This window comes from Devosia sp. LC5 (assembly GCF_000735585.1).
Classification (GTDB): Bacteria; Pseudomonadota; Alphaproteobacteria; order Rhizobiales; family Devosiaceae; genus Devosia.
In genome coordinates this window covers 60,388-73,232 of sequence record NZ_JNNO01000003.1, presented here as the reverse complement: position 1 = coordinate 73,232, position 12,845 = coordinate 60,388, and the positions used below count along the sequence as shown (strand labels likewise).

The 12,845-nt window shown below is 63.9% G+C and carries 12 protein-coding genes; 6 read left to right on the top strand and 6 right to left on the bottom strand.

What is annotated here, in order from left to right; translation table 11 throughout:
* Positions 1–26 precede the first annotated feature (26 nt).
* From cobG to cobM, 6 genes are all read left to right on the top strand, one after another.
* The gene (gene cobG, locus FF80_RS02645; protein ID WP_280113887.1) at positions 27–1,337 is read left to right on the top strand and encodes a precorrin-3B synthase; all 1,311 of its coding nucleotides are present in this window, start codon (positions 27–29) and stop codon (positions 1,335–1,337) included.
* Between the two features lie 2 nt (positions 1,338–1,339).
* Positions 1,340–1,972 (top strand): precorrin-8X methylmutase, encoded by a 633-nt coding sequence (locus tag FF80_RS02640; RefSeq protein WP_035097337.1) that lies wholly within the window; start codon positions 1,340–1,342, stop codon positions 1,970–1,972.
* On the top strand, positions 1,969–2,694 hold the full coding sequence (locus FF80_RS02635; RefSeq protein WP_035097336.1) for a precorrin-2 C(20)-methyltransferase: 726 nt from the start codon (positions 1,969–1,971) through the stop codon (positions 2,692–2,694). The genes FF80_RS02640 and FF80_RS02635 overlap by 4 nt, the downstream gene beginning before the upstream one ends.
* Entirely contained in the window at positions 2,691–3,452 is a 762-nt protein-coding gene (locus FF80_RS02630) for a precorrin-3B C(17)-methyltransferase (RefSeq protein WP_035097334.1), read from the top strand. The genes FF80_RS02635 and FF80_RS02630 overlap by 4 nt, the downstream gene beginning before the upstream one ends.
* Positions 3,449–4,654: a bifunctional cobalt-precorrin-7 (C(5))-methyltransferase/cobalt-precorrin-6B (C(15))-methyltransferase gene (locus tag FF80_RS02625; RefSeq protein WP_035097333.1), complete on the top strand. Its 1,206-nt coding sequence runs from the start codon at positions 3,449–3,451 to the stop codon at positions 4,652–4,654. Before FF80_RS02630 ends, FF80_RS02625 begins: the two co-directional genes overlap by 4 nt.
* Before the next feature lie 196 nt (positions 4,655–4,850).
* Positions 4,851–5,615, top strand: coding sequence for a precorrin-4 C(11)-methyltransferase (cobM, locus tag FF80_RS02620; RefSeq protein ID WP_035097332.1), 765 nt, complete (start codon positions 4,851–4,853; stop codon positions 5,613–5,615).
* Here the strand turns inward: cobM and FF80_RS02615 are convergent, their stop codons facing one another.
* The 6 genes from FF80_RS02615 to FF80_RS02595 form a co-directional block, all read right to left on the bottom strand.
* The gene (locus FF80_RS02615; protein ID WP_052153097.1) at positions 5,616–6,836 is read right to left on the bottom strand and encodes an OpgC domain-containing protein; all 1,221 of its coding nucleotides are present in this window, start codon (positions 6,834–6,836) and stop codon (positions 5,616–5,618) included. It lies immediately after the preceding gene.
* Positions 6,823–8,583 carry a glucans biosynthesis glucosyltransferase MdoH gene (gene mdoH, locus FF80_RS02610; RefSeq protein ID WP_035097331.1) on the bottom strand — a complete coding sequence of 587 codons (1,761 nt, stop codon included), beginning with the start codon at positions 8,581–8,583 and terminating at the stop codon, positions 6,823–6,825. Before mdoH ends, FF80_RS02615 begins: the two co-directional genes overlap by 14 nt.
* A gap of 43 nt (positions 8,584–8,626) precedes the next feature.
* Positions 8,627–8,764 (bottom strand): hypothetical protein, encoded by a 138-nt coding sequence (locus tag FF80_RS21790; RefSeq protein WP_160172780.1) that lies wholly within the window; start codon positions 8,762–8,764, stop codon positions 8,627–8,629.
* A complete protein-coding gene (locus FF80_RS02605; protein ID WP_244445686.1) occupies positions 8,761–10,296 on the bottom strand; it encodes a glucan biosynthesis protein G in 1,536 nt (511 codons plus the stop codon). The genes FF80_RS21790 and FF80_RS02605 overlap by 4 nt, the downstream gene beginning before the upstream one ends.
* A 403-nt stretch (positions 10,297–10,699) precedes the next feature.
* Positions 10,700–12,427 carry an ABC transporter ATP-binding protein gene (locus FF80_RS02600; RefSeq protein WP_035097329.1) on the bottom strand — a complete coding sequence of 576 codons (1,728 nt, stop codon included), beginning with the start codon at positions 12,425–12,427 and terminating at the stop codon, positions 10,700–10,702.
* A gap of 26 nt (positions 12,428–12,453) precedes the next feature.
* Complete coding sequence (locus tag FF80_RS02595; protein ID WP_052153096.1) at positions 12,454–12,771, bottom strand: hypothetical protein; 318 nt, start codon at positions 12,769–12,771, stop codon at positions 12,454–12,456.
* Between the last annotated feature and the right edge of the window lie 74 nt (positions 12,772–12,845).

Here is a 12,845-nt window from a genome sequence, read left to right as displayed (position 1 = left end):
CTTCGCTCACCACATACGAGCCCGACTTGTCCCAGGCCCTCTCCATCGCCGCCTCACAAAAAGCGCCCCCCGCGCTACGTCGTGGCGCATGCCCCAGCCTGGATGAGCCGATGCAGACCGGAGACGGGCTGCTCGCCCGCCTCCGCATTCCCAATGGCCGCCTGACGCCTCGCCAATTGCAGGCCATCGCCAAAACCGCCGCGCAATATGGTAATGGCCAGCTCGAAATCACCGCTCGCGGCAATCTCCAGGTCCGTGGCCTCATGCCCCAGACCACGTCCGCTTTCGCCAGCGCCATCCGGGCCATCACCGCCATCGAACGCGGTTTCGTCGTTGAAACATCGCCTTTAGCCGGCCAGGACCCACTCGAGCACGCCGACCCTCGCCCCCTCGCCGCCACCATCCGCGCCTTGCCCATCACGGGGCTGAGCCCCAAAGTCACCGTCGTCGTCGACGGCAGTGGTCAGATCGACCTCAACGCCCTCGGCGCCGATATTCGCCTTACTGCCGCCGACACTGATCACTGGAACCTGAGCGTCGGCACCAATCCCATTGGCACCGTCGCCACCACCGACGCAGTCGATGCTGCGCGCATCATCCTGGGGCTCATCAGCAATCGTGGCGAAACCGCCCGTGGCCGCGATCTCGCCCCCGAGACAATCCGAACGGCTCTCGCCCCTCTTCTTGCAAATGATGTCGCGGCTGTCCGGCGCCCGGCCACCAGCGCCATCGGTGACTTCACTCTCGACGCGTGCTTCGCAACCGGCATCGCCCTGCCCTTTGGCTCGGTCAGCAGCTCAACCCTTATCGAACTCGCCAACACCGCCAGAGGCCTAGGCATCACAGAACTGCTTCTGGCGCCCCATCACGCCCTCATTGCGCTGGCACCCGATACCGCGCAGCTCCAAACCTGGCGCAGCGAAGCCGCTGCCCTCGGCTTCATCACCACCCCAGATGATCCTCGCCGCGCCATCAGCGCTTGTATCGGCAGCGACGGCTGCGCCTCCGGCCAGATCGCCGCCCGTGCGCTTGCTGCCGAACTGGCCGAGCGCCACGCCGCCCTGTTCGACGGCTCGGTGACGCTCCACGTCTCGGGTTGCGCCAAGGGCTGCGCCCATCCGCGTGCCGCCTCGCTCACCCTTGTGGGCACGGCGACCAATTGCGCCCTTGTATCAAACGGGCTGGCGGGCGATACGCCGCTAGTCGAGATCGCCCCGGCCCGACTGGAATCGGCGTTTGCGCGCCTCGTGCAGCAACGCCTGCCCGGTGAAACCAGCGCCGCATGCCTCACCCGGCTGGGCGCCTCGACAATCGCCGGACTGTTCCGGCAGGAATGAGCATGAAAGACTACGACTATATCAAGGATGGCGAGGCCATTTACGCCCAGTCCTTTGCCATCATCCGGGCCGAGGCCGACCTGTCCGCCTTCGCGCCCGACGAGGCCGATATCGCCATCCGCATGTTCCACGCCGCCGGCATGGTCGAGGCGGCGCAGCATTTCGAATTCGGCCCCGGCTTTGCCGCCGCCGCCCGCACGGCCTTGGCCAATGGCGCGCCGATCTTTTGCGATGCCGAAATGGTCGCCCGCGGCATCACCGCCGCCCGCCTGCCCGCCCAAAACGAGGTCATCTGCACCCTGCGCGATCCGCAAACACCTGACCTCGCCGCCCAGCTGGGCACCACCCGCTCCGCCGCAGCGCTGCAGCTCTGGCTACCACGCCTCGCCGGTTCTGTTGTCGCTATCGGCAATGCGCCCACCGCGCTCTTCCACCTGCTCGAATTGCTGCGCGACGGCGCCCCCAAGCCCGCCGCGATACTAGGCATGCCCGTCGGCTTTGTCGGCGCCGCCGAATCCAAGGCCGCTTTGGCCGGGAATTCCTATGGCGTGCCCTATGCCATCGTGCGCGGGCGCCTGGGCGGTTCGGCCATGACATCGGCCGCGCTCAACGCTTTGGCGAGGTCGGGCATATGAGCGGCAGGCTTATCGGCGTCGGCACCGGTCCGGGCGATCCGGAATTGCTCACACTCAAGGCCGTGCGCACCATCGCGGCCGCCGATGTGGTTGCCTATTTCGCCAAGGCCGGCAATGCCAGCAATGCCCGCGCCATCGTCGCCGATCACATCCGCCCCGGCCAGGCCGAGGAAGCACTGCATTATCCGGTGACCACCGAGATCGACCGCCGCCACGCCGATTACAAAGCTGCCACCAACGCCTTCTACGCCACAGCCGCCGAGCGCATCGCCGCCCATCTCGATGCAGGCCGCTCCGTCGCCGTGCTCAGTGAGGGCGATCCGTTGTTTTACGGCTCTTACATGCATCTGCATGTCCGCCTCGCCCATCGCTATGACACCGAGGTCATTCCCGGTATCACCGCCATGTCCGGCTGCTGGTCCAGCGCCGGCCTGCCCTTGGTGCAGGGTGATGACGTGCTCTCGGTCCTGCCCGGCACGCTGGACGAAGTCGAACTCAGCCGGCGCCTCGTCGAAGCCGATGCCGCGGTGATCATGAAGGTGGGCCGTAACCTGCCAAAGATCCGCCGCGCCATCGAAGAGGCCGGCAAGCTCGAAGACGCCGTCTATGTCGAGCGCGGCACCATGGCCAATGGCCACTCGATCAAGCTGATCGACAAAGCCGATGATATCGCCCCCTATTTCGCCCTAGTGCTGGTTCCCGGCTGGAGCTCTCGCCCATGAGCGGACGCCTCACCGTCGTCGGCACCGGCCCGGGCAATCCCGACCAGACCACGCCCGAGGCTCTGGCCGCCATCGCCGGTGCTTCGCAATTTTTCGGCTACGGCCCCTATCTCGACCGCCTCGAATTGCGCCCCGATCAGCAGCGCATCGCCTCGGATAATCGTGAAGAACTCAGCCGCGCGAAAGCCGCCCTCAAGGCCGCCGCCGCCGGCAACTCCGTCTGCGTCGTATCCGGCGGCGATCCCGGTGTTTTCGCCATGGCCGCCGCGATTTGCGAAGCCATCGAGGAAGGCCCGCCCGCCTGGCGCAATCTTGATCTCGATATCGTCCCCGGCGTCACCGCCATGCTCGCCGTCGCCGCCAAGGCCGGCGCGCCGCTCGGCCACGATTTCTGCGCCATTTCGCTGTCGGACAATCTCAAGCCCTGGACCGTCATCGAGCAGCGCCTGCGCGCCGTGGCGAGCGCGGGTCTCGTCATCGCGCTCTACAATCCCATCAGCAAGGCCCGCCCCTGGCAGCTGGGCACCGCCTTCGCCATCCTGCGCGAAGTCCTCCCCTGGTCGACCCCGGTAATTTTCGGCCGCGCCGCCGGCCGCAGCGATGAAGTCATTACCGTAGCAAGTCTGGCCGAAGCCAAGGCCGAACAGGCTGATATGGCCACCTGCGTTATCATCGGCTCGCCCGAAACCCGCGTCATCGAGCGCCCCGGCCGCACCCCAATCGTCTATTCCCCCCGCTCCACCGGGGGCCCGCAATGAGCTGGCTATCGGTGGTCGGCATTGGCGAAGACGGCCTTGCCGGGCTAGGCCAGGCGGCTCGTGACGCCATCACCAAGGCCGAGATCGTCTTCGGCGGCGCCCGCCATCTTGAGCTCGCCGCCCCCGCCATCACTGGCAAAACCCGCCCTTGGCCCAGCCCGTTTTCGGCCGCTGTCGAAGCAGTGTTGGCCGAACGCGGCCGCCCCGTCTGCGTGCTGGCCTCAGGCGATCCATTCCATTACGGCGTCGGCGCGACCCTCGCGCGCCACCTCGACGCTTCGCAAATGGCCGTCTATCCCCATCCGTCCGCCTTCAGTCTCGCAGCAGGACGGTTGGGCTGGGCGCTGCAGGACATTACGAGCCTGTCGCTGCACGGTCGCCCGCTCGACCTCATCCGTCCGCACCTGCACCCCGCCGCCCGCATTCTCGCCCTGACCTCCGACGAGCACGGCCCTGCGGCCCTCGCCAAATTGCTGACCGAGGCCGGTTTTGGCATTTCCATTGTCACCGTGCTCGAAGCCCTGGGCGGCCCGCGCGAACGCATCCGCTCGCAGGTGGCCATGAACTTTGCGCTGAGCGATATCGATCCGCTCAATATCTGCGCGGTTACCGTCGTCCCCCTGCCCGGCGCTCGCATCCTTCCGCTGACGCCAGGGCTGGATGACGCCCTCTTCGAGCATGATGGCCAGATCACCAAGCGCGAAATCCGCGCCCTCACCCTCTCCGCCCTCGCACCGCGCCGTGGCGAATTGCTGTGGGATATCGGCGCCGGTTCGGGCTCCATCGCCATCGAGTGGCTCCTCGCCGACCCCTTGATGAAAGCCATAGCGGTAGAAGCCAATCCCGAGCGCTGCGCCCGCATCAGACGCAACGCCGCCAATTTCGGTGTCCCCGATCTGCAATTGGTCGAGGGCACGGCCCCTGCGGCGCTCGCCGGCCTCGAATCCCCCCACGCCATCTTCATCGGCGGCGGCGGCTCCGAGCCCGGCGTGCTCGATGCGGCTATCACAACCCTTCGCCCCGGCGGTCGCCTCGTTGCCAATGCGGTGACGCTTGAAATGGAGGCCCTGCTTCTCGCCCGCCACGCCGAACATGGTGGCAACCTCACCCGCATCGACATCGCCCGCCCCAGTCCGGTGGGTTCCATGACAGCCTGGCGTCCCGCCATGCCGATCACGCAATGGACCTGGGTGAAGGGATGAAGGCCCTTTTGAAGAGACGATACCCCTCATCCGCCCTTCGGGCACCTTCTCCCTCAAGGGGAGAAGGGGGACTCCGAGCCCACTGCATGCACCGGGCCCTCCCTCGCCCCTTGAGGGAGAGGGACAGATCATTCTGCGTTCAGCAGAATGATCAGGGTGAGGGGTTCTCTCCGCTTGCGCTGACCCAGGTGTCCCCATGACCATCCACTTCATCGGCGCCGGCCCCGGCGCGGCCGATCTCATCACCGTGCGTGGCCGCGATCTGCTCGCCCGCTGTCCGGTTTGCCTCTATGCCGGCTCCATCGTGCCGCCTGAGATGCTGGCCTGGTGCGCACCCGGCGCGCGCCTGGTGGACACCGCGCCGCTCTCGCTCGATGAAATCGAAGCCGAATACCGGGCCGCTCATGCCGCCGGGCAGGACGTGGCGCGGCTGCATTCGGGCGATCTTTCCGTGTGGAGCGCCGTCGCTGAACAGATGCGCCGGCTGGACCGTCTCGGCATTCCCTATACGCTGACTCCTGGCGTGCCCGCCTTTGCCGCTGCTGCTGCCACTCTGGGCCGCGAACTCACCATTCCCGCCCAAGCTCAGAGCCTGGTGCTCACCCGCGTCTCCGGCCGCGCTTCGCCCATGCCCGAGGGCGAAACGCTCGCCGCCTTCGGCGCCACTGGGGCGACGCTCGCCATTCATCTGGCCATTCATGCGCTGGATCGGGTGGTGGCGGAGTTGACGCCGCTTTATGGCGCCGATTGCCCCGTGGCCATTGTCGCCCATGCGAGCTGGCCCAATGAGAAGATCATTCGCGGTATTTTGGGCACGATCCAAGCCAAATTCGCCGCCGACCCGGTCGAGCGCACAGCCATCATCTTTGTCGGCCGCACACTGGGCGCCGACGATTTCCGCGAAAGCGCGCTCTACGACCCGGATTATCAGCGCCGATTTCGCGGTCGGGACGGGTTATAGCTAAGCCGCCTTCGCCCGCGACAGCTCCGCCGTCTTGGTCAAAACCCAGGCCAGCGCCACCAGCAGCGCTATACCCCCGCCGAGCAGCAGCCCATCCCACAGCGGATGCGCATCCATCGGCGCCTTGACCACCTGCAGCGCCATGCTCAGCACGGTGCCGGCCGCGAACACGGCCAGTCCCTGCCGCCCCATCAGCCGGAACGGCGCCGCTATCCGCGACTGGGCGATGGTCCGCATGACTGGCAGGTGCCCCAGCACGTAGAATAGCGCCAGCGCATGCAGCAGTCGCGGCAGCGTCAGGAAGGTCTTGTCGAACCAGATCAGGTAGAATGGCGCACCCATGCTGCCGAACCAGCCCATGGTGCCGTTCAGTGCCTTGCCGATGGGCGGCACCTTCATCCAGACCAGGGTAAACACCAGGATGGCCGCGGCCAGGCCAAACAGTACCGGCTGATAGGGAATGAACCGCTTGCCCACCTTCATCGCCATGCCTGAAAGCAGCCCAAGTACAAAAACCAGCTGCCAGGAGAACGGGTTGAAAAACCAGCCGCCCTCATTGGGAAAGTTCGGGAAGTTGAGGCGGAACTCGCCGGCGATGGCCCAGAGCAGCACCGACGCCAGCGCCAGTGGCACGGGCCAGCGCAACCCGACCATGATCAGCAGCGGCGTTACCAGCAGCAGCGTCATGTAGAGCGGCAGGATATTCAGATAACCCAATTGATGGGTCAGCAAAGGAATGCCCACCATCGTGCTCAGCGGCTGTTGAAACAGCGGGGCGATATTGTTCTTGGCCAGCAATTCGCCCAGCCCGAGCCATTTGGCGGCCGCCGCAAAGATGGCAAGGCTCAGGATGGTGATGGTGATGTGAACGAAATAGAGCTGGCGCGCCCGTGCCCACACCTTGGCGGTGGCCGCCCAGAGCGAGCCGGTGCGGAAGCGGCTGGAATAGGCCAGGCCCGAGGCCATGCCGGACAAGAACACGAAGGCCTCGGCCGCATCGGAAAAGCCGAAATTGCGGCTGGTCAGGCCCTCGTAGAAGGTGCCGGGCACGTGGTTGATGAAGATCATCAGCAGCGCCAGCCCACGGAACATGTCCAGCCGCTCATCGCGGCCAGACTGCGGCGCGGCTTTGTCGCCCGCAATGGGCGCCCAGATCGCGCGCACCCAGCTCGGACCCAGCAGCCCAGCGGCGCGGAAGGGAACGGCTTCAGGCAGCGACATGTTCGGCCGACCTGGCGACCGCGACGTCGCTTGGATTACCCTGGATGGTCCAGCCGGCCATAATGGCCTGGTGCTCGGCCATCACCGGCGTCGGCGCAATTTCGCTATCGGTGCGGAAATAGAGCGGCCGCTTGGCGGGCGAGGGGTGCGAACTCATCGAGATCAATAGCGGCGCAAAGATTGCCGGCAGGGCGGCCGGGGCCAGCCACAGGGCCACCGATGGCGCGAAGATTGCTGTCGAGCCGAGCGCCAGCACGCCTGTCAGTACGATCCACCAACTGGCCTGGAAGGCGTCGTTGATGCTGATCCAGTTCTGACCGCGCCGCGTCGGCGGCCAGCCGCCATCGAGGCCGAGCAGCACCTGCATTACCGCGCGGCTCTGCAGCATCAGCATGACCGGCGCCAGCACCGTGGAAAACGCAATTTCGGTAATGATCGAGAGCAGCACGATATGGGTGCCGCCAAACCGCCGATTGCGGCCATCGATGGCCCCGCGCACCAGAATCATCAGCTTTGGCATCACCAATACCGCAGCGACACCCAGGCCCAGCGCCCAGATCGGCACGGGATGTTCCACGCCGAATCCGGTAAAGGCCGAGCGCTGGTCGGGGAACAGAGCGGCCAGCACGCTGGTGAACAGCAGCGTCAGCCACAGAGGCGAGGCCATATAGGCCATGATGCCCTGCACGAATGTGAACCGGCTCCAGAATTTGAGGCCCGGCGCCGCGATCAGCCGGCGGTGCTGCAGATTGCCCTGGCACCAGCGGCGGTCGCGCTTGGCATATTCGATCAGGTTTTCCGGACCTTCCTCGAAGGAGCCCCCCAGTTCGGGATCGACCTTGACCTTCCAGCCAGCGCGCGACAGCAAAGCCGCCTCGACATAGTCATGGCTCAGGATATGCCCGCCATAAGGCGGCTTGCCCGACAGCACCGGCAGCCCGCACGAAGCGGCAAAGGCCGAGACGCGCACGATGGCATTGTGCCCCCAATAGGGGCCCTCACTGCCCTGCATTAGGGCGGCGCCCCGCGCGAAGGACGGCGACATGTAGCAGGCGGAAAACTGCATGGACCGGCCGAATACCGTTGCGGCATTGATCACCTGCGGTACGGTCTGCAGCAGGCCCAATTGGTCATCTGCATCCATGCGGCGCGCCATCTCGCCAATGGTTGCGCCTTCCATCAGGCTATCGGCATCCAGGATCAGCGCATAGTCATAGGCGCCGCCCGAGCGGGCGATGAAATCCTCGATATTGCCGGCCTTGCGGCCGGTATTCTTTTCGCGGCGGCGATAGAAAATGCGGCCTGCGCTCATCGGCTCGCGCAGCAGATGCTCGAACCACACGACTTCCTGCGCCGCCGTCTCCAGCACGGTAGTGTCCGACAGCACGGCAATGTGGAAGCGGTCGGCGATATCCAGCGCCACCAGGCTCCGGTTCATCGCCGCGATACGCGAAAAGGTCGCAACCGGATCTTCGTTATAGATCGGCACCAGAATGGCGGTCAGCCCCTCGGGCTTTTCCCTGGGATCGAAATCGGGCTTTCGCGCCGGCGCAAATACACCCAGCACAGCCGCCGCCGCGCCCCATACCAGCCAGAAGCTGGTGAAGGTGACGAGGATGGCGCGCACGATATCGAGCGCCGTCAGCCCCCCTTCCCCGGTAAAACGGAGAAAGAGATATCCCCCCGCTGCACTGAGCGTGACGGCTACCAGCAGCGTTAGGGACCGTATCAGGATCGGCCGGGTCATTGGTCTCAATCAGTCAAAAATTGCAGACAAAAAAGCTGGCGCATCAGCGCCAGGACAAGACCAGAAAGGCGTTGCGGACAACGTCCATCAACGACTTTTGCCGCTCCAGGTGCTGCTTGGGCATAGCTAGGGGTGCATCGGGTAGGGCGATGGCGTAGAGAAATTCGCTCGAGTGTTTCATGCCGTGGGTCTCCACTGGTAGAGCCAGGTTTCAGTAAGTTGACGGCCTAACCCCACCAGATAGGCCCTCAGTTCCAGCGGTGTCGTGCCGTCAGTCTCCACATCGAAGACCAGACGCCATGCACCGTTGGCATCAATGCGCGAGAGCGCAGTATGTTGCGCTACGCCACCCGCGACCGTTGCCACCACATCTGGCGGCGTTTCAGCTGAAAGGCCCGACAATTCACCGCCGACAAAGTCGACCACGAATTTGCGCAGGTTGGCGGCGTTCTCCACCCCGGATACACCACCCTGCCCTGCACGCGTCTCGGCCACGTAAGCCAAACTCGAATTCTTGTCGGGATTAAGGTCACCCCACACAAGACGATAACTAAATTCCCGTTCATCCCCAGCTTTTACAGGGGCTTCCGGTACCCAGAAGGCGCCGATATTGTCGTCCGCTTCGAAGCGCGCCGGAATTTCGATCAGCCGCACATGCCCCTGCCCCCAGCTATTGGTAGGCTCCACGCGCAGCGAAGGGCGGCGTTCATAATGGGCGCCGGCATCCTGATAGGTCTCGAAGTCACGGCCGCGCTGGTAGAGGCCATATGCCTTGGGATTGGCTTCCCAAAGATAGGAATTGCCCAGCGTCGTCGCGTTGTTGAGCGCCCGCCACATCACTTCCCCATTTTCTCGCTCGATCAGCAGGCCATTGGTGTCGTGCACCTGGGGGCGGTAATCGTCGAAGCTACCGCGATTGGCATCGCCGAACAGGAACATCGAGGTCAGCGGGGCGACGCCCAGCTCCTTGACATCGCTGCGGAAATTGAGCCGCGCCGTCACGTCCATGATGGTTTCCTGCTGCTCACCATGCGGCGGGGAGATCACGAAACGATAGGCGCCCGTCACGCTGGGGCCTTCCATGGCAGCGTAAAGCGTCATCGGCACATCGGCCGAGGCGGGCTTTTCGACGTAGAATTCGGAAAAGACCGGGAACTCTTCTGGCACATCCAGCCAGGAATTCAGCACAATGCCGCGGGCGCTCTGGCCATAGACATTGTTGCGGCCCAGCGCCCGGAAATAGCTGGCGCCCAGGAATGTCGCAAGCTCGTCATACTTGTCGGCAATATTGAGCGGATAATTGAGACGTATGCCGGCGACACCGGGGAATTCGCCCACGGTGGCGACACGCGCTGCGGTTTCGGCGTCATGATAGTCAAAATCGGCGGCCGTGAAGGTCACGAGCTTGGCTTGGCCATCCATAAGCTCGTAGAGCTTGACCGGCTCCTTGAACAGCCAGCCCATATGGAAGGCCTGCACCTGATAACCCAGGTTTTCCTTGGCCCACACACCGTGGTCGGGCCGGAACTGGATGCGCATATGGGCGTCATAATCGAGGCCCTGCAGCCCCTCGGGCAATTGGAACGTCACCGGCTGGAATGGGCTGGCCGCCAAATCCTTCATGCGAGCGCTGAAGGAGTCGAAATCGAAAGCAAATTGGTCGGGCAGTTCGGCCTGTGCGAAGGCTTTGGTGCTGAGCGCTGTGGTCGACAAGAGGGCGACTGCGCCTATCCCGAAAAGGACATCGCGGCGATTCGGCAGACTGTTGATGTGACGCTTCAAGAAAACACTACCCGTTCGGTGTTGTATTGCATGGTTTCCGGCTTAATTCGAACGCCGGATAGCCGGAAAAGTTGACGCATGGGCGCCATGCAGGTACCGCATGGCTCCCGGTGAGCCGCGACGAACCCTTAACGATCCGTTGACGGCAAGGGTTGCTCGCGTTGTCGTGATATGTCGGTAAAGTTTGGGGCAGGTTTAGGGCAGGTCCGCCGCGTAGCCGATGGCCGCCAGGCGCATAGGTATGGGCATGGCCCACGGACCGGGCGTTTGCGTGCATCGGGATTTGTTGGGAATTCGGGCTCGCTGGTGCGGGGCGGGAATTGGATCCGCTCCCTCACGCTCCCGGCAAGTACCCGAATTGCGCATCGTGCAGCCGCGCGTAAGCTCCCTTGCGGGCCAGCAGATCGGCATGCGCCCCCTGCTCGACAATGCCGGTCTCATCGAGCACCACAATCCGATCCGCATGCTGGATCGTCGCCAGCCGGTGGGCGATCACCAGCGTCGTGCGGCCCCTGGATAGTTCGGCAAGCGATTGCTGGATGGCCACTTCAGTTGCCGTATCGAGCGCCGAGGTCGCCTCATCCAGGATCAGGATCGGCGGGTTCTTGAGGAAAATCCGCGCGATCGCCACGCGCTGCTTCTGCCCGCCTGACAGCTTGACGCCGCGTTCGCCTACCATCGTATCCAGCCCATCGGAAAGCCGCTTGATGACGGTATCGAAGCGGGCGCGCGTAGCCGCTTCCCAGATCGCCTCGTCGGAGGCACCAAGCTGGCCATAGGCGATGTTCTCGCGGATCGTGCCGCCGAACAGAAATACATCCTGCTGCACGATGCCGATCTGGCTGCGCAGGGAAGCCTGCGTCATGTCGCGAATATCCATGCCGTCGATGCTGATCGAGCCGCTATCAAGCTCGTAAAAACGCGGCAGCAGCGAGCAGAGCGTGGTCTTGCCCGCGCCCGATGGGCCGACCACGGCCACGGTTTCCCCAGCCTTGATCGTCAGGTTAAGCCCGTCGAGCACCTTGCGGCCGTGCTCGTAGGAAAATCCGGCATCGGCAAAGACAATGTCGCCCCTAAGACTGCGCACGGCCTTGGCATTGGGCCGGTCGGCAATATCCGGTTCCGTATCGATCAGCGTGGTGAATCGGCGGAAGCCGGCAATGCCCTTGGGATAGCTTTCCAGAACACCGGTGATCTTGTCGACCGGGCGCATGAACACATTGACCAGCAGCAGGAAGCTGACAAAGCCGCCATTGGTCAGATCGCCCTGCACCACCAGCCACGCACCAACCAGCATGACGACAAGCTGCACCAGGCGCGTACTGAGATAGGTGATGGTGATGCTGGCCGTCATAAAGGCATAGGCCTGCAATTTGGTCTTGCGGTAATTGCTGTTATTGCCAGCGAAGAGATTGGCCTCATGTGGTTCGTTGGCGAAGGCCTTGACCACCCGGATGCCGCCGATCGAGTCCTCGATACGGGTATTGAACTCGCCGACCTGCCGGAACAGGGTTCGCCAGTTCTGCGTCATCTTGGCGCCGTACCGGCTGACCAGCCAGGTCATGACCGGCACGATCAGCGTGGTGATCAGCGCCAGCTGCCAATTGACCGTGAACATCAGGGCGAAGGCGCCGAGGAAAGTCATGACGGCGATGAAGACGTCTTCGGGGCCGTGATGCGCCACTTCGCCCACATCTTCCAGATCCTTGGTCACATGGGTGATCAAATGGCCGGTCTTGTTATTGTCGAAGAAGCGGAAGCTGAGCTTTTGCAGGTGGTCGAACACCTGGCGGCGCATGTCGGTTTCAATGCTGATGCCCAGCATATGGCCGAAATAATTGACCACGCCCATCAGCACGGCATTGAAAATATAGATGGCCAGCAACGCGGCCCCGGCAATCAGGATGAAGCCGAATTCGGAGCGGGGCAGCAATTGGTCGATGAAATAGGCCACCGCCATGGGGAAGGCCAGTTCGAGCAGGCCTGCAACGATGGCGCAGCCGAAATCGAGCGCAAACAGCCCCTTATAGGGGGCATAGTAAGAGAAAAAACGAGCCAGCATGGATCAGGTCAATTCAGTCCGGCGGTTCAGCCGTGGCCGGCCGGCGCCAGCATGCGCAGGTCGAACGGGTCCGCCTCATCGGCAATGGCAGCATTTGCCGCAATTGCCTGCTGTAGCGCAACTATGTCGAGCACGTCGCAGGGCTCCCAGCCGCAAGGGCAGCCATCGGGATCGAGATGGGCGTTGGCCACTTCGCGGTAGATCGAGCCGATGGCGGCCGCCAGGTATTCGAGCGCGTCGAGGGGTGATAGACGGGTTGTTGCCAGTGTGCCGGAATAGGATGCCATCAGCGCCGCGCGGATGGCGGTGAAGGCGGCATCGGGCTTTTCGGAATCATGTGGCATGGGACCCTCTCGAGTGCGGCGGCAGCATCTTGCGCTGCCGCCATGGTTACCCATTGCCCGTTTTCGACAACAAA